General features: G+C 59.5%; 13 protein-coding genes. 4 read left to right on the plus strand and 9 right to left on the minus strand.

Features of this window, described 5'->3' with window-relative positions; all coding sequences use genetic code 11:
- Window positions 1–13: 13 nt before the first annotated feature.
- The 5 genes from sufD to HGP17_RS05065 all read right to left on the minus strand — a co-directional run bounded on the left by sufD (window position 14) and on the right by HGP17_RS05065 (window position 5,282).
- The gene (sufD, locus tag HGP17_RS05045; RefSeq protein WP_168806474.1) at window positions 14–1,288 is read right to left on the minus strand and encodes a Fe-S cluster assembly protein SufD; all 1,275 of its coding nucleotides are present in this window, start codon (window positions 1,286–1,288) and stop codon (window positions 14–16) included.
- A gap of 22 nt (window positions 1,289–1,310) precedes the next feature.
- A complete protein-coding gene (gene sufC / locus HGP17_RS05050; RefSeq protein ID WP_168806476.1) occupies window positions 1,311–2,066 on the minus strand; it encodes a Fe-S cluster assembly ATPase SufC in 756 nt (251 codons plus the stop codon).
- A 71-nt stretch (window positions 2,067–2,137) separates the two neighbouring features.
- Window positions 2,138–2,500, minus strand: coding sequence for a hypothetical protein (locus tag HGP17_RS05055; protein ID WP_168806478.1), 363 nt, complete (start codon window positions 2,498–2,500; stop codon window positions 2,138–2,140).
- Window positions 2,500–3,969 (minus strand): Fe-S cluster assembly protein SufB, encoded by a 1,470-nt coding sequence (sufB, locus tag HGP17_RS05060; protein WP_168806480.1) that lies wholly within the window; start codon window positions 3,967–3,969, stop codon window positions 2,500–2,502. Before sufB ends, HGP17_RS05055 begins: the two co-directional genes overlap by 1 nt.
- 146 nt (window positions 3,970–4,115) lie before the next feature.
- On the minus strand, window positions 4,116–5,282 hold the full coding sequence (locus tag HGP17_RS05065) for a cysteine desulfurase family protein (RefSeq protein ID WP_168806482.1): 1,167 nt from the start codon (window positions 5,280–5,282) through the stop codon (window positions 4,116–4,118).
- A 233-nt stretch (window positions 5,283–5,515) separates the two neighbouring features.
- On the opposite strand from HGP17_RS05065, the gene HGP17_RS05070 reads away from it, so the two are divergent.
- Window positions 5,516–6,193 carry an alpha/beta hydrolase gene (locus HGP17_RS05070; protein WP_168806484.1) on the plus strand — a complete coding sequence of 226 codons (678 nt, stop codon included), beginning with the start codon at window positions 5,516–5,518 and terminating at the stop codon, window positions 6,191–6,193.
- Window positions 6,194–6,205: 12 nt separating this feature from the next.
- Here the strand turns inward: HGP17_RS05070 and HGP17_RS05075 are convergent, their stop codons facing one another.
- Window positions 6,206–6,724: a GNAT family N-acetyltransferase gene (locus HGP17_RS05075; RefSeq protein ID WP_168806486.1), complete on the minus strand. Its 519-nt coding sequence runs from the start codon at window positions 6,722–6,724 to the stop codon at window positions 6,206–6,208.
- 177 nt (window positions 6,725–6,901) lie between these two features.
- A complete protein-coding gene (locus HGP17_RS05080; RefSeq protein ID WP_168806488.1) occupies window positions 6,902–9,415 on the minus strand; it encodes a caspase domain-containing protein in 2,514 nt (837 codons plus the stop codon).
- A gap of 298 nt (window positions 9,416–9,713) precedes the next feature.
- Here HGP17_RS05080 and tyrS point away from each other — a divergent pair, with 298 nt between their 5' ends.
- Window positions 9,714–10,970 (plus strand): tyrosine--tRNA ligase, encoded by a 1,257-nt coding sequence (gene tyrS, locus HGP17_RS05085; protein ID WP_168806490.1) that lies wholly within the window; start codon window positions 9,714–9,716, stop codon window positions 10,968–10,970.
- A gap of 96 nt (window positions 10,971–11,066) precedes the next feature.
- On the opposite strand, the gene HGP17_RS05090 is transcribed toward tyrS, so the two are convergent.
- Window positions 11,067–11,912 (minus strand): alpha/beta hydrolase, encoded by an 846-nt coding sequence (locus tag HGP17_RS05090; RefSeq protein ID WP_246703953.1) that lies wholly within the window; start codon window positions 11,910–11,912, stop codon window positions 11,067–11,069.
- 153 nt (window positions 11,913–12,065) lie between these two features.
- Here HGP17_RS05090 and HGP17_RS05095 point away from each other — a divergent pair, with 153 nt between their 5' ends.
- Window positions 12,066–12,392 carry a hypothetical protein gene (locus tag HGP17_RS05095; RefSeq protein ID WP_168806491.1) on the plus strand — a complete coding sequence of 109 codons (327 nt, stop codon included), beginning with the start codon at window positions 12,066–12,068 and terminating at the stop codon, window positions 12,390–12,392.
- 25 nt (window positions 12,393–12,417) lie between these two features.
- Here the strand turns inward: HGP17_RS05095 and HGP17_RS05100 are convergent, their stop codons facing one another.
- Window positions 12,418–15,837, minus strand: a complete 3,420-nt coding sequence (locus HGP17_RS05100) for an AsmA-like C-terminal region-containing protein (protein ID WP_168806493.1) — start codon at window positions 15,835–15,837, stop codon at window positions 12,418–12,420.
- Window positions 15,838–15,967: 130 nt separating this feature from the next.
- On the opposite strand from HGP17_RS05100, the gene HGP17_RS05105 reads away from it, so the two are divergent.
- Window positions 15,968–16,450, plus strand: coding sequence for a peroxiredoxin (locus tag HGP17_RS05105; protein WP_168806495.1), 483 nt, complete (start codon window positions 15,968–15,970; stop codon window positions 16,448–16,450).
- The last annotated feature ends 2 nt before the right edge of the window (window positions 16,451–16,452 follow it).

The following is a 16,452-nucleotide window of genomic DNA, read 5'->3' on the forward strand; positions in this document are numbered from 1 at the left end:
GCTTTGCCTCCAATCAGGCGTGCTTTTCCAGCCAGCCGGAGATAACGCCTTCCAGCGCCTCGACCAGGGCTTCGTCTTCCAGTTCCTCGACGATCTCCGCTACGAAGGCGTTGACCAGCATCGCACGAGCCTTGTTCTCGGGAATGCCGCGCGCCATCAGATAGTAGAGATGGTTCTTGTCGATGTCGGCAACGGTCGCGCCGTGGCCGCACTGAACGTCGTCGGCGAAGATTTCGAGCTCTGGCTTCACCGAGAACTCGGCATCGTCGGACATCAGCAGCGTGTTGCAAGCCATCTTGGCGTCGGTCTTCTGCGCGTCCGGCGCGACCCGGATCATGCCCTGAAAGACGCCGCGAGCGCGATCGAACACCACGTTGCGGATAACTTCCGTGGAGCCGGTGTTCGGAACATCATGGCCGAGCACCATCGTCACGTCCGTATGGGTATCGCCACCAAGCAGGTTGATGCCGCGGAGCGTCAAATCCGCGCCCTCGCCTACTACCTTGATATACAGTTCCTGACGAACAAGCTTGCCGCCAGCATTGATGACAAACAGCTTCAGCTTGGCATCTTCTCCGAGATCGATGCGAAGCTGGCCGAGATGGGTGTCTTCGCTGCCCTGCTCCTGCAGGATGATCCAGGTGATTTCAGAACCCTTGCCGATCTTGACTTCGCTGACCGACGAAACCAATGCGGCAGCACCTTCGACCGCCTGGTGACGCTCGATCAAGGTCGCCTTGACGTCGGCGCCGAAAGAAACAGGCAAACGGCTATGGATCTGACCACCGGCATGCACAAACTGCACCTCAAGCGGCGCATCGAGTTCGGTGCCATCGGGCAGGTCTATGACATAGCCATCCCGCACGAAGCTGGCATTGATGCGCCCGATGGCGTCATCCTTGCCGAGGGCCTCCAGACCGGCGGCAGCCGCGCCGTTGACCAGGCTGTCGGCATAGCGTCCGACCGTCAGGTTCTTAACCGTAGCCTTCTCGCTTGCCTTGCCCTGGATGACCGTGAGAACCGAAGCTCCCTCGACCGTCGGGGCGAGCGCTTCGGCGAGACCCTTGCCGATGTCGCTCGGCACGAGACGCAGCAGACTCTTGAAATCGGTATAGTGCCAGGCCTCAATCCGGCGCGTCGGCAGACCGGCTGTCTTCAGCTCCTCCAGCAGGCGATCGCGGACGGCGAAAACTTCGCCGTCGCCGGGCAGATCGCCCATCTGGTCGTTATACGCCTCGATCAGCGCCGTCTCGGCTGCCGTCAGGCGGTTCGTCGTCTGAATATTCATCGACGTGTCCTTTCCGCCTCGATCAGGCTGCAGCACCGATGATGTCGGCATAGCCGTTGGCTTCGAGTTCGTGCGCCAGCGTCTTGTCGCCGGACTTGATCACCTGGCCCTTGTAGAGGACGTGGACGGTGTCCGGAACGATGTAGTCGAGCAGGCGCTGGTAGTGGGTGATAACGATCACGGCGCGATCCGGAGAGCGCAGGGCATTGACGCCATCGGCAACGATCTTCAGCGCGTCGATGTCGAGACCGGAGTCGGTTTCGTCGAGGACGCAAAGCTTCGGCTCGAGCAGCGCCATCTGCAGGATTTCGGCACGCTTCTTTTCACCGCCGGAGAAGCCGACGTTCAGCGGACGCTTCAGCATGTCCATGTTGATCTGCAGCTTGGCGGCAGCATCCTTGACGCGGCGGATGAAATCCGGCGTCGTCAGCTCTTCTTCGCCGCGCGCCTTGCGCTGTTCATTAAGGGCAACCTTGAGGAACTGCATCGTGGCGACACCCGGAATTTCGACCGGATATTGGAAGGCGAGGAAGATACCCTTGGCGGCGCGCTCGGCAGCGTCGAGCTCGAGAATGCTCTCGCCGTTATAGATGATGTCACCCTCGGTGACTTCGTAATCTTCGCGGCCGGAGAGGATGTAGGAGAGCGTCGACTTGCCGGAGCCATTCGGGCCCATGATGGCGGCGACTTCGCCTGCCTTCACCGTCAGGTTCAGGCCGCGAATGATCTCGGTGCCGTCTTCGGCGATGCGGGCATGCAGGTTCTTGATCTCAAGCATATTCGTTTCCTTCGTCCCACCCTGGTGATCGGCGATCGAACCAACGGTGACTTTCCTATATAGATTTACCGTTATTCAGCCGGTTCAAAACTCTGCGTCACGACAATCGCACCAACGATATTGCGATTGAATTCAGCGAGTTCCTCTGCCGGCACCCAAAGCTCTTGATGCTCGCGTCCGCCAACGATCTTTCGCTCAAAGCGGGACACATAGTCGGTATTTACATCGAAGCGTGTCACATATCCGCGCCGCGAGCCGACCTTCGTATTCCAGTCTCTCGCAATCTGCGCGGCATACTCTTCATTGGTGACCGGGTAGAAAATCGGTTGATCCGGCAGGCGTGGCGGGAACGATTTCCAGCCACTCTCCTCGATCAGCTTAAGTTCTTCCAGTCCAACAGGGCGAAAGAGCGTGACAGTGTCCGCATTCGTCATCACCCAACACTGCCTTCGAGCGAGATGCCGATCAGCTTCTGTGCTTCGACGGCAAATTCCATCGGCAGTTCCTGCAGCACTTCCTTGACGAAGCCGTTGACGATCAGCGCGATAGCCGCTTCGGTGGGGATGCCACGCTGCAGGCAATAGAACAGCTGATCCTCGGAGATCTTCGACGTCGTGGCCTCATGTTCGAACTGCGCCGTCGAGTTCTTGGCTTCGATGTAGGGCACGGTGTGCGCGCCGCACTTGTCGCCGATGAGCAACGAGTCGCACTGCGTGAAATTGCGCGCATTCGACGCCTTGCGGTGAGCCGAAACCTGACCGCGATAGGTGTTCTGCGAAACGCCGGCAGCGATACCCTTCGAGACGATGCGGCTCGACGTGTTCTTGCCGAGATGGATCATCTTCGTGCCGCTGTCGACCTGCTGATGGCCGTTCGAAACCGCGATCGAGTAGAACTCGCCACGGCTGTCATCGCCGCGCAGGATGCAAGACGGGTACTTCCAGGTGATCGCGGAACCGGTCTCGACCTGCGTCCAGGAGATCTTGGAGCGAGCGCCGCGGCAATCGCCACGCTTGGTGACGAAGTTGTAGATGCCGCCCTTGCCTTGCTTGTCGCCCGGATACCAGTTCTGCACCGTCGAATACTTGATTTCGGCGTCATCGAGCGCAACCAGCTCGACGACGGCAGCGTGAAGCTGATTTTCGTCGCGCTGCGGCGCCGTGCAGCCCTCGAGATAGGAGACGTAAGCACCTTCCTCGGCGATGATCAGCGTGCGCTCGAACTGGCCGGTGTTCTTCTCGTTGATGCGGAAGTAGGTCGACAGCTCCATCGGGCAACGAACGCCCTTCGGCACGAAGACAAACGAACCATCGGTGAAGACGGCCGAATTCAGCGTCGCATAGAAATTGTCGGAGGTCGGCACGACAGAACCGAGATACTTGCGCACCAACTCCGGATGCTCGCGGATGGCTTCCGAGATCGACATGAAGATCACGCCGGCCTTCTTCAGCTCTTCCTTGAAAGTGGTCACGACCGAAACGGAATCGAACACCGCATCGACGGCGATCTTCGGCTTCTCAACGCCGGCGAGGATTTCCTGTTCGCGCAGCGGAATACCGAGTTTCTCGTAGGTCTTCAGCAGCTCCGGGTCGACTTCGTCGAGCGACTTCGGTCCGGCGAACTTCTTTGGCGCGGCGTAATAGTGAATGTCGTTGAAGTCGATCTTCGGGTAGTCGACGCGAGCCCATACCGGCTCCTCAAGCGTCAGCCAGCGCCGATAGGCCTCAAGGCGCCATTCCAGCATCCAGTCCGGCTCCTGCTTCTTGGCGGAGATGAATCGGATGATGTCTTCGGAAAGGCCCTTGGGAGCCTTTTCCACCTCGATCGTGGTTTCGAAACCATACTTATACTGGTCCACGTCGATCTGGCGAACCTGATCGACCGTTTCCTGGACTGCAGGCATTTCGTTCTCCAATCTCGCCGGATCCAAGGTCCGGCAGCTTGTCAACGTTGCGGCAGACTTATGTCTGCCCCCTATGTAGTCGGCCAAAAGGGACTTTTCATCCCGCTTGGCAAGCGGAAATTTCGGTTTCCGCAAAATTGTGGCCGTCAGGCCGCCGCCCCCGCCAGCTTGCGTCTTCCCGCAATCCGGGCAAACGCGGCGATTGCGCGATCGATATCGGCATCCGTTGTCGTCGGCCCCAGAGATATGCGCAGCGCCCCGAGCTTGGGATCGCATCCCATCGCCACAAGCACATGGCTTTCCCCGACCTTGCCCGACGAACAGGCAGATCCGGCCGATATGGCGACACCTTCGAGATCGAACGCAATCTGCCCGGTTTCCGATTTCAGCCCCGGAAGCGTGAAGAAGCTGGTGTTCGGAACGCGGAGACCCTGCTCTCCATGAATGATGACATCCGGCGCACTCTGCCGCATGCCTTCCTCAAGCCGATCCCGCAATCGAGCGATCGCGGCATTGCGGCCTTCGAACTCGTCGAGCGCTGCGGCGGCTGCCGCACCGAAGCCGATAATGGCAAGGGTATTTTCCGTGCCCGAACGATGGCCCTTCTCCTGGCCGCCGCCATGGATCAACGGCTTCGGCATAAGCACCTCACCGCGAGAGACCAGCGCGCCGACGCCTTTGGGGCCGCCGATCTTGTGCGACGACACGATCACGAAATCCGCGCCGATGGCATTGATGTCGAGAGGAATGCGGCCGGCTGCCTGAACTGCATCCACGACGAGGAGACCGCCCACGGCTTGAACGAGCTTTGCCGCCTCTGCGACAGGCTGCACAATTCCGGTCTCATTGTTGGCGAGCATGATCGCGACCATGGGCAGGCCGCTCGCCTTGTCATGGACCGACAGCATCTCCTCCAGCGCAGCAAGATCGACGGTGCCATCCGAGGTCACTGGTATTTCGCTGATATCGTCCTTGGCAAACCGGCCGCCTTCACGCACGGCAGGATGCTCGACGGCGGATATATAAAGACGGCTGACGACAAGCGGCGTGCGCCCCATGCGAAATTCCGGCGTCAGCACCATATTGGCTGCCTCTGTGGCGCCGCTGGTAAAGACGACATGAGCCGGTTCCGTGCCCGTCAGACTTGCGACCTGCCGGCGCGCGGCCTCGACAGCCGCGCGGGCTGCCCTACCTTCGCCATGAACGGAATTGGGGTTGCCTTGAATATCCATCGAGCGCAGCATTGCTTCGCGAACCGCCGGATGGAGCGGTGCGGTAGCATTCCAATCGAGATAAAGGCGTGTTGCAGCCATAATCTTCTTCCTGCGCGACTTTGCTTTGCTGCGGCCGGCTCATTTTCCTTGAAATTTCAGCCTAGCATGCCTTATGACACGTTCCACAAACCGTTGCGCAAACAACGCGCGGAACACCGCATCAAGTTTCGAATTGTTCTAAACTGCGTTCTAGAAAAGATGAGCGCATTCGTCAAGTCAACTTGCTGCGTGCCTTTAGGTTTGAACGCAGAAAAAGAAGAGCCGGAGTATCGATGCCTGAAGTAATTTTCAACGGCCCCGCTGGTCGCCTTGAAGGCCGCTATCAACCCTCCAAGGAGAAGAGCGCCCCGATCGCGATCATTCTTCATCCCCATCCGCAGTTCGGCGGCACGATGAACAATCAGGTCGTCTACCAGCTCTTCTATATGTTCCAGAAGCGCGGGTTTACAACGCTCCGCTTCAACTTTCGCGGCATCGGCCGCAGCCAGGGCGAATTCGACCACGGCGCCGGCGAGCTTTCCGACGCGGCATCGGCGCTTGACTGGGTGCAGAGCCTTCATCCGGATTCCAAGAGCTGTTGGGTTGCCGGCTATTCCTTCGGCGCCTGGATCGGCATGCAGCTTTTGATGCGCCGCCCGGAAATCGAAGGCTTCATGTCGATCGCACCGCAGCCGAACATCTATGACTTCTCCTTCCTGGCGCCCTGCCCGTCGTCCGGCCTGATCATCAACGGCGACGCTGACAAGGTTGCTCCGGAAAAGGACGTCAACGGCCTCGTCGAGAAGCTGAAGACCCAGAAGGGCATCCTGATCACGCACAAGGTCGTGCCGGCCGCCAACCACTTCTTCAACGGCCAGGTCGAAACGCTGCTCGGCGAATGCGAGGATTATCTCGATCGGCGCCTCAACGGCGAATTGGTGCCGGAGCCGGCAGCCAAGCGCATCCGCTGAGACAAGCGGCCGTTACCGAGACATACTAAAAGTTGGACACGTGATCCCGTCGATTGTCATCGACGGGTGATCTTTCATGCCGATCTTGCGTAGAACGCGCTGTGACGCGGCATTTTCTGGATGGGTAAAGGCAATGAATCGCCGGCCCACACCGCGAGCGAAAAACCATTGAGCCAGCGCCCCGGCAATTTCGGTCGCATAGCCATTGCCCCAGGCATCCTTCCGAATCGAATAGCCAAGTTCGAATTCGCCGCGTCCATCCTCATCGTGGAAGCGAGAAAATCCGGCACGTCCGATGAAGCGACCGTCGTCTCTTTTGAGCATTTTGTATTTCGTCACGCCATCGCGCGCCTGCTCGTCGAACCAGCTTTTCAGCCTCTCCTCGGCTTTCTCCTGCGTCCATGGCGCAGCACCCGAGAGATAGCGCGTCGTGTCGATCGTCGAATGTAGCTGCCGAATCAGCTCCGCGTCACTCTTGCCCCACATCGTAAGAACAAGGCGCGGAGTTTCGAGTATCATGGTGTCGCTCATCTGCCTGCCTGCTTTCATGACGGAGTTGTAGCCCTACAATCGATGCGGCGGCGCCAACTGGCACCGCCCGATCTGTGTCTGCTAAACCTATGGGATCATTTCAACAAGGCAACCAATCGGCGACCCGAAATGCCGGGACCCGCCGAAGCAGGTCCTATTATTGCTTCACATCGCCGCTCAGTGACACGGCGGCAGGCCCGGAACGCCGCAGGTCTTCTTTTCCGGAGGTTTCTGTGCAGCCGGAGGCGCTTTGGCCTGTTGTTGCACGGGTCTCGGCTGCGCTTGCGGCTGAGGCCTCGGTTGAGCCTTCGCCTCTGGAGCCGGCGCCCTCGCCTGCACAGCGACATGCGGCACTGGCTTAGGCTGCGCTACCACCGGATTGGCCTGACGAGATGGCTGTGCTGCGGCATGGGCCTGATTGTTCATCTGCGGCCGGGCGTTGTTCGTTACCCTAGGCTGAACCGGAGCCTTGGCAACAACGGCCGGCGTCGCGGGCTTGGCCGCTTGGCTATGAACCACGGGGTTCGGTGCAGTCGCCACGACATTCGGTTTTGCATTCTTGCCAGCCTGAGCAGCCGGCGTCTTCGCCGGTTGATTTTGAGTCTTTGCCACAGGCGCATTGCCTGCAGGCGCCGGCAGCTGCGTCTTGGAACCGCGAAGCGCGTGAAGCTTTGTGTTGGCGCCTTGTTGGGCAGGTTCAACCTGTTTTGTTTGCGCTGTGCCAGGATTGTTTGGAAGCTTGGCTCCCGCCGGCAGAGGCTGTCCATTGGCAGCACCCGGAAGCGCATGGGCATTGGCATTCGTCCCCTGCTGCGCAGGTTGAACCGCAACAGCGGGATTGTGAACCGCATTGGGCGTGGGCTGAGGCGATTGAGCCTGCTTGCCTTGCACCGAGCCGGAGTTTGTGGGCAGCTTGCCGTCTGCCGGTAGTGGCTGCCCATTGGTGCCGGGCAACACGTGAGCGACGGCATTTCCTGTCTGTGGCTGACCCGAAGGTGCAACCGCAGCGCCAGTTCCGGGCGCAGCCTTGGCCGCTGCCGCAGGGTTCTGCTTCTGTAGCACCGCAGCTTTCTTTTGAACCGAGGGCGGCAAGGCGACATGCAACGCCGCAGCCCCCGCACCGGCAACAACGGCCGCCCCAACCAGCTTCTGCCCGCTGGTCAATCCTGGAGCAGCGGGCGCTGCACCATTATCGTTGACGGTCGTGTTGTTGACCGTCGTATTGTTGACGACAGTGTTGTTCACCACGGTATTGTGGATGTTGTTGAAGATGATGTCGTTTTCCGGCGGCGCAACGTCCCGTGGCGGCTCGACCCAGCGGGCAACCGGCACGTAAACGGGCGCCGGCAACACGTAAAGATCGACGGACGGCTGCGGCGGCGCGAGTTCCACGAAATCCGATGGCGGCGGCGCCAGGAAAACAACCGGCGGCGGCGGTGCATAGCCGAAATCCGCATCGTCAAAATAAAGAACGGGACGATCGACATAGACGATCTCAGGCGGCGGCGGTGGCGGCACATCGTATTCGATGACGGTAAACGACGGTGGCGGCTCAAGCGCAGCCTCGAAATGTTCCAGGCGCCGGCGCGCATCCCAGACATGCGGGCCACGTGGATAACGTCTCAGATAGGACCAATAGGCCTCCGGCGAATCGGCCCGCCATGTCTCGCGCCACGTAATCGCCTCCCTGCGTGCGGCGATGATGGCTCGAACGCGCTTTGCCATGGAATCGTTCGGATAGGCGGCGAGGAAATCCTCGTATCCACTCAGCGTGTCACGATCGAGCGCAGCGAAATAGGCATCACGCTCATCGAAGTCGCGAATGGCCTTCGTGCGAATGGCCGCATTGTCGTAGCTCGCCACCTGAGGCGCCGGCGCATCGGGACCGCGATCGAAGAAGGTGAAGGCATTCTTGAATTTAGACGCATCCCAGGAGATTTCGGCTCCCTTCGTGAGATCCCCAACGCGCAGACGGGTTCGATCAAAGATATCGTCGAGCGGCAGACCGCCGACACGGATCATCTCCGCCAGTGCATGGGCATAGGAGCCATAGGGACCGGCCTCCTGCGGCGCGACGGTTCCGGGCGCGGCATTGAAGGCAATCAGCTGATTGGCGTCCGGATCGACCAGCGCCAGCCCGCCGGCCAGCGGCTCGTTGGATCGCACGAACGGATTGGCCCGCGCGGCGTCGAGAACGACAATGCTGCCGCGATTGTTGATGGCCGCCAGCGACTTGGTGAAGTCCGTCATCCGCAACGCTTCCACCGGCACATCGGTGGCATTGGCGATCTGCGCATCGACGGGTACGAAGTAATTGTCACCCTGATACTGCACTCCATAGCCCGCGAGATAGACGAAGACGACGGTGTTCGGTCCCGACGCATTCGCCTTCGTCAGAAAGTCGCGCATCGCGTCGCGCAATCCGTTCTGGTCGAGATCGCGTGCGCCGATCACATCGAAGCCGGCTGCCTGCAGCGTCTGCGCGATCAAGCCGGCATCATTGGCCGGCGTCGGCAAGGCGCCCGCCTTGTAAGCCGCATTGCCAACGACAAAGGCTATTCGCTTTTCAGGAGAGTTTTGGGCTCTAGCCGGGTTCACGGCGGCGATACCGGCCAGAACAAAGACCGCGGCAAAAAATGCCCAGATCGTCTTTTTGGACGACAATCCCATCATCGACAGCAGAGGTGACATACCGGTTTCTTTCGCGAAACATGAGGCACACAAGGGATCAACAAGAAATGACTAGGATTTGATTTTGGCGAATGCGCGGCATATTCCCGGCGGCGCGAAGGCGATGTTACGGCGTCGTCACATTGAGATGCACGCTGTCACAAAACCTCGCTTTCCCGCCCCTATAGCGCGAAACCTGGTCTGCGCCGGACACCAAAGTGGTGACGCGCCGATAAATCAATGCTAAACGCCCCCGCACCCTTCAACTTTAGTGAATTCACCGCATTGCCAATCGATGCGGCTTCGAGAGACCAAAATCATGGCTGAGTTCAAATCCGATTTCCTGCGCACCCTTCAAGAGCGCGGCTTCATTCATCAGATTTCCGATGAAACGGGCCTCGACGATCTGTTCGCCAAGGAAACCGTGACAGCCTATATCGGCTTCGACCCGACGGCTTCGAGCTTGCATGCCGGGTCGCTCATCCAGATCATGATGCTGCATTGGATGCAGGCCACGGGTCACCGCGCAATTTCGCTGATGGGCGGCGGCACCGGCATGGTCGGCGACCCCTCCTTCAAGGAGGAGTCGCGCCAGTTGATGACGATCGACACGATCGAAGGCAATATCGCCTCGATCAAGCGCTGCTTCTCGAACTACCTGACCTACGGCGAAGGCCCGAAGGACGCGTTGATGATCAACAACGCCGAGTGGCTGCGTTCGCTGAATTACCTCGAATTCCTGCGTGATGTGGGCCGCCACTTCTCGGTCAACCGCATGCTGTCCTTCGACAGCGTGAAGACGCGCCTGGACCGCGAGCAATCGCTGTCGTTCCTCGAATTCAACTACATGATCCTGCAGGCCTACGATTTCGTCGAGCTCTCCAAGCGCTACGATTGCCGTCTGCAGATGGGTGGTTCGGATCAGTGGGGCAACATCGTCAACGGCATCGACCTTGGTCACCGCATGGGGACGAAGCAGCTCTTCGCGTTGACCTCGCCGCTGTTGACCACGGCATCCGGCGCCAAGATGGGCAAGTCCGCCACCGGAGCCGTCTGGCTCAACGCCGACCTGCTCTCTGCCTATGACTTCTGGCAGTACTGGCGCAACACCGAGGATGCCGACGTCTCGCGCTTCCTCAAGCTCTACACCACGCTGCCGATGGATGAGATCGCACGCCTCTCCGCGCTCGCCGGCTCCGAGATCAATGAGGTCAAGAAGATCCTCGCGACCGAAGTCACCGCTATCCTTCACGGCCGCGCCGCCGCCGAGCTGGCGGCCGAGACGGCTCGCAAGACCTTCGAGGAAGGCGGCCTGTCCGAAAACCTGCCCACAGTCGACGTGCCTGCGGCCGAACTCGAAGCCGGCATCGGCCTTCTCTCGCTGATCGTCCGCGCCGGTCTTGCTGCATCCAACGGCGAGGCGCGCCGCCATGTGCAGGGCGGCGCAGTCCGCATCAATGACGAAGCTGTCAGCGACGAGCGCAAGGTCATCGGCACCGGTGAAGTCACCGCCGATGGCATCATCAAGCTGTCGCTCGGCAAGAAGAAGCACATCCTTATCCGCCCGGCCGTTTGAGTAGCTGGACATAGAAAACCAACCAAGGCCGGCGCTCCCTCGCCGGCCTTTTTCATGACGCCAGCTTGAGATCGACGAGCCGATTAAGACGATCGATCAATCTTCCGCCGCAGCACGGCTCCAGTTCTCGGAGACCATACGCAGAAAAGGCAGGATCGCTGCGCCCAAATGTGCTGGCTTGTCATAGGGAATGCCGTGCCCAACATCTGCGATCGTTTCATAGCGAAGGAGTGGATTGAGTGCCTGCAGCTTGCTTGCCGTCTCCAGCGAGACAACACCCCTGTCCCCGATGACCAGAAGGATCGGAGCACTGATATGTTGGACGAGCTCGCAATAATCTGGATTTGGCGGTGTCAGTACTTCGAAAGCGGAGATACAGGTCTGCAGCCTTGCATCGACCAGGCATTCTCGAACTTCAGTCGACCGTGTCGGATGCCTGAGACGGGCCTGCGCAAGCAATTCAGCCCTTTCCGACATCAGGGATCGCCGATGATCCCCAGCAATATCGCTCTCAAAAACCTCTCGCTGCCATTCGGGACTGATGAAAGTGGGATCGACAAGAACGAGACCGGCTATTGACCGCCCGAGGTTTGCAGCTACGACCGCCGCCGTCATGCCGCCCATCGAGTGGCCAAGCAGGATGGGAGCCCGCAGCTTCAATTCCTTCATGAGCCCGGCGACGTCGCCAGCCAGATCGGAATATGAGTATCCGATGCTCGGGGCACTGGATTTCCCATGACCTCGCGCATCGGGTAAAACGACATCGAAGCTGTTTTCCAGCGAGCATGCCAAAGGCGCCAGACAGGCGCCGTTGCCCAGCAATCCATGCAGTGCGACAAGCGGAGGATGATCGCCACCGGTCCGGATGTAATGAATGTCGACGCCATTGACGTGGCAGTTACCGGTAGCCCAACGCATGGAATTGGATTTGTGCTGATTCATGTTTGCAGCGTGCCATATCCGCACCAAAGCGTCATCACCGGTCAGCGGTTACTCAGATTGCGGCTGAGCGTTGAGCAAATTTTCTCACTCCTGTGTCGGCTCACAGCACATGAGTTCGTCCTCTGTCGGTATCTGAAACACTGGAGGTGGATTATGGATGAAACGCCCGTCATCAAAACAAGGGCCAAGGGCCGAAGCTCGACGCAGAGCATGTTGATCCCGAGCGAGGAAATGGTCGCGCGCGCCTTGCAGGCTGCCGCACCGGGTCAACTGTCCGATTTGGGGAACATCAGGAAAGCGCTCGCCGAGCAATACGGCGCCGACGCCTGCTGTCCTGTCACCGTTCAAAGACATCTGGTCCGGATCAGCGAAACCGGCTCTGCGCCATTCTGGCGCGTCGTCGCCCCCGACCAACCATTCGCCCGGCGCATGAGTGGCGGGCCGGACCGCATACGTCAGCAGCTGGCGGCCGAAAAATGAAAGATCGAGCCGCCGCCCGACCCTATCAGAATTCGAATATCTGCCTGAACACACCCGGCGCAATGATCGACAGCGGGTTGATTTGCATATTCGGCTTCTCGAAACTGCCGGTCAGCCGGAACGTGATGCCGATCAGACCGCGGTCGCTGCCATTGCCGAGAATGAAGCCGACAATCGGAACCTCGGCGAATAGCCGGTTGAGGCCATAGGCCGGCATGAAGGTCCCGGTCATGTCCATCTTGCCATTAGCATCCTTCAACGTCCCCTGGAACGTCGCGCCGAGCTGGACGCCACGCACCACGCCGTTTTCGATTGAAAGAGCGCCATCGCGCAGCACCAGGCGCGCAAAGCCTCGTTCGAAGCTCTGGGAACGCGTGTCGATATTCTGCTTCACGGCCGCATTCAGGCTCTTTCCATTCTTGCCGCTCGGTGTCGAAACGATCGTGGACAGCTTCTTTTCATCGATGATGGCGAAGTTGCGAAGATCCAGCGAACCGTCCCAGTCATCCTGGCCGACCGAGCGCAGGGAGAGGTTCAGCAGCCCGCCCTTCAGATGCTTGTAGAGATCGGTGAAGCGCGCGACCGCACCGGCGTCGCCGCTGGTGATGCGGATCACGCCATTGCTGCCCTTGCTCATCTGGGTGACGAAAGCCTCGCCACTGCGGGTCACGCCTGCGAAATCGACCGCCGTCGTCTTGCCACCCGAAATCGAATAGACGCCCTTGAGATTGCCGATCGCCTCGTCGTTAAAGCCGATGACCTTGTCGAGATTGGCCCGAACCGTGGCGCTCGCCGCATCGCCATCCCCGCCGCTTTGCTTGCCGCCGGAAGATGATGTTTTCAGTCGCGCCAGAATAGGGCGAATGTCGGCTGAATTGCCCGAAATCACCACATCATAGCCGCCTGACTTGCTGTGCTTGAGCGACAGTCCGAAATCGTCGAGCGCCGAGAGCTTGACGCTATCGAAGTTCGCGGACGACAAACCGCCCTTGCTGATCATCAGATCGCCGCTCACCCCGAAGCCGTCGCCTTTCAGCGTGAAGTTCTTGAGCGCTGTCTGGTTATCGGGACCAGAGGCTTCGAATTGGGCGCTTGCCGGTATGCCGCTTCCCTTCGACCAACCGATCCATGGTACCGTGAGCGCTGCTTTGCCGAGATCGACCTTCACGCCCTGACGATCGTCATCGATGCGCGTCAGTTCGACCTTGACGGGCCCGTCGATCATGTCGCGCAGGCCGGGCAATACGGCGTTTCGCTGCGTGTCGGTCAGCGTCGCCGTGATCACGCGGGCGCGCTTGGCCGTCGACTTGCTGTCGGTCGGCTCCACCATATCGATTTGCGCGGGAATTCCGTCGATCTGCGCCTGAGCCTGCAAATTGACCGATTGCGGATCGGCATCGATCTCCCCGGTCAGGTTGGTGATCTTGCGATTGTTCATCGGCTTCAGCAGGTCGACATTCGTCAGCGCCAGCTTCGCCTGCCAATCCGGCGGCGGGGGCTTCTGGTCGGCAATCAGGCCGATGCGGGCATCGACCTTGGCAACGATCTTGCCGTTGAAATCCTCAGGCTTGAATTCCGTACGCTGGAGAACCTCCAGCGGCTTATAGCTCAGCAACTCGCCGACGGAATCGCCGGTGCCAGAAATTGCGAGGTCGAGATCGGCCATCAGGGGCTTGTCGTAGGTCGCCGGAATAGAGAAGCTGCTATCGTTCAGCGTCACCTTGCGCCCCGTCGGGAAATACGAGGTCGCGGTCGCGATCTGCACGCCCATAGTCGGGCCGGTCAGATCGAACTGCGCCTTCGTATCGCGCAACGGCGGGATGTCTCCCGGCACGTTGAGACGCGCGCCATCGACATCGAAGGCAATGTGCAGCTCATTCTTGCCGAGCTGCAATTTGCCCGTCTGCGACGCCTCCCTCAGCCGTCCGGCCGGAATGAACACCGATATGACCGCATTCGTGATCGAGCCGCCAAAGAGGTTCTTCTCCACCCATTCTCTTGGCTTTGATGCCATCCAGAACGGCCACATCTGCTTCACGACAGTGGTATCGAGCTTGTCCGCCTGCGCGCCGAAACTAATTTCCGGCGAGCTGTCGCCAAGCTTGATATGCAGCGAGCCGAAAAGCGCGCCCTGCGGTGTCGATATGCCGATCTTATCGAACTGAAATTCCTTGGTGGATGCCAGAAAACGCCCGGTGGCCTGACCGTCGAAACTGACGGGCTTTTCGCCGGAGATCGACGATGCGGCAACGCCGTTTTTGATCAGGAAATCGATGCCAAATCCCTTGCCGGCATTCGCATCGACATGGTCGAGATCGATCAGCGCTCCCGAAAACGGCACCATAGTTCCCACGAACTGGGCGCTCGATGGCGCAATCTCGAGCGTCTGATGCTCGAAGTTATAGGCAAGATTGACGCTGCCCTTCGACAGATCCTGCGGATCGCGGTCCATATAGAGCACGCCAGGCAGCACATCGATGGCGGCTTCCAGCTTCGGATCGACCCCGGGACTGGCCTTGACGGCCGACAACGTCACATCCGCAAAGCTCATCAGACCCTGACGTGGCGTGCCGTTCGGATCATAGGCCATGGTCAGCGGCTTCAGGTCGAGATTGGAAATTTTCGCGACCAGCGAAGATGTATGGCCAACCTCCTGTTGTGCCGCCTTGATATCAAGGACCGCAACCGAACCGTTGACGGCGATCTGTCCATAAAGATGGAGCGAATTCGGCTCGCTACGCTCGAAGGTAAGATTATCGACCACCAGCGAAATCGGATCGGCATCCTGCCGCGCGAACTTTACGGAGAACCCGGAAATGCGCACTGAGTTCGTCCCACCCCGCTGGACGAAGCGCTCGAGGAAATCGAGGTTGTCAAACGCGGCGGTCAATGCTTTCGGAAGAGCATCCACGCGCAACGCCGTAATATCAACCGGATCCCCCTGCGGCAGCAGCGACGTATCGAGAGCGATTCCCTCGGCCGCCACGCTCGCCACCTCAACCCGCCCTTCAACGAGGGCCAGCGGATCAAGCTCCATATTGACCGCGGACATGGTCGAAAGATGCTTGCCGCTCTCCTGATCGATCACGTTGACGTCATGCGCCTCGAGCGCAAGCCGCAAACCGGATGTGAAGCGGACCACGGTCGTGCCGACCTCCGCCTTGTATCGTGGGCCAATCGCCTTATCGAGCGCGGCCTGCGCCTTCAGCGATAGCGGCTCATCGAAGATACCGCTTTCGATCGTCGCGATCAGCGCGCCGAAGATGATGGCCAGAAATGCAAAGAAAACCAACGTCATGCGGCAGACATGCCAGACGTGAGAACGGTTGCGGCGAGAGCGCTCGGGCACATGCACGATCAACGGATCATCGACCTGAGCAGACGGCAGATGGTCGAGTGACACGAGATCCTTTTTGCGGAATGTTACCTTTTCGCCTCGGATCACTCCTGTGCGTCCCTTTCGTTCTCAGCAATTTTGTTGGTGACGCCGCGTCCCATGTGGACGCCATGCCGGATCAGTATATATGGCTCACCGGGTGTGTCATCTAAAAAACCGGCGAAAGAAAGGTTTTCCCGTGACGGAAGCTGCTCAAATTGAATTGAATGTTGGCGACAACGCTCCCGATTTCGATCGTCCACGCGATGGCGGCGGCCGCATTGGCCTTGCTGATTTTGCAGGAAAGCCGTTGGTCCTCTTCTTTTACCCAAAAGATGACACCACGGCGTGCACCGCCGAATCGATTTCCTTTACCGCGCTCGCTGCCGATTTCGCCGCGCTTGGCGTTGCCATCCTCGGCATATCGCCGGATACGGTGAAGAGCCACGATAAATTCGTGAAGAAACATTCGCTGTCCGTTCCCCTTGCGTCGGACGAGGACCAAGCGATGGCGAATGCCTATGGCGTGTGGCGCGAAAAGAGCATGTATGGCCGGACCTACATGGGCGTCGTGCGCTCGACCTTCCTGATCGGTGCCGACGGCCGCATCGCCAGGATCTGGGACAAGGTCAAGGTTGCCGGGCACGCGGACGATGTTCTTGCCGCGGCAACGGAGCTTTGAGG

Origin of the sequence: Rhizobium sp. P38BS-XIX (assembly GCF_012641435.1) — a bacterium.
Lineage (GTDB): Bacteria > Pseudomonadota > Alphaproteobacteria > Rhizobiales > Rhizobiaceae > Rhizobium.

Excerpts from the sequence above, each read along its gene's own strand:
- HGP17_RS05080 (WP_168806488.1), bottom strand. The coding sequence starts at position 9,415 with ATGTCACCTCTGCTGTCGATGATGGGATTGTCGTCCAAAAAGACGATC.
- HGP17_RS05090 (WP_246703953.1), bottom strand. The coding sequence starts at position 11,912 with ATGAATCAGCACAAATCCAATTCCATGCGTTGGGCTACCGGTAACTGC.
- sufD (WP_168806474.1), bottom strand. The coding sequence starts at position 1,288 with ATGAATATTCAGACGACGAACCGCCTGACGGCAGCCGAGACGGCGCTG.
- HGP17_RS05075 (WP_168806486.1), bottom strand. The coding sequence starts at position 6,724 with ATGAGCGACACCATGATACTCGAAACTCCGCGCCTTGTTCTTACGATG.
- tyrS (WP_168806490.1), top strand. The coding sequence starts at position 9,714 with ATGGCTGAGTTCAAATCCGATTTCCTGCGCACCCTTCAAGAGCGCGGC.
- HGP17_RS05065 (WP_168806482.1), bottom strand. The coding sequence starts at position 5,282 with ATGGCTGCAACACGCCTTTATCTCGATTGGAATGCTACCGCACCGCTC.
- HGP17_RS05070 (WP_168806484.1), top strand. The coding sequence starts at position 5,516 with ATGCCTGAAGTAATTTTCAACGGCCCCGCTGGTCGCCTTGAAGGCCGC.
- HGP17_RS05055 (WP_168806478.1), bottom strand. The coding sequence starts at position 2,500 with ATGACGAATGCGGACACTGTCACGCTCTTTCGCCCTGTTGGACTGGAA.
- HGP17_RS05095 (WP_168806491.1), top strand. The coding sequence starts at position 12,066 with ATGGATGAAACGCCCGTCATCAAAACAAGGGCCAAGGGCCGAAGCTCG.
- sufB (WP_168806480.1), bottom strand. The coding sequence starts at position 3,969 with ATGCCTGCAGTCCAGGAAACGGTCGATCAGGTTCGCCAGATCGACGTG.
- sufC (WP_168806476.1), bottom strand. The coding sequence starts at position 2,066 with ATGCTTGAGATCAAGAACCTGCATGCCCGCATCGCCGAAGACGGCACC.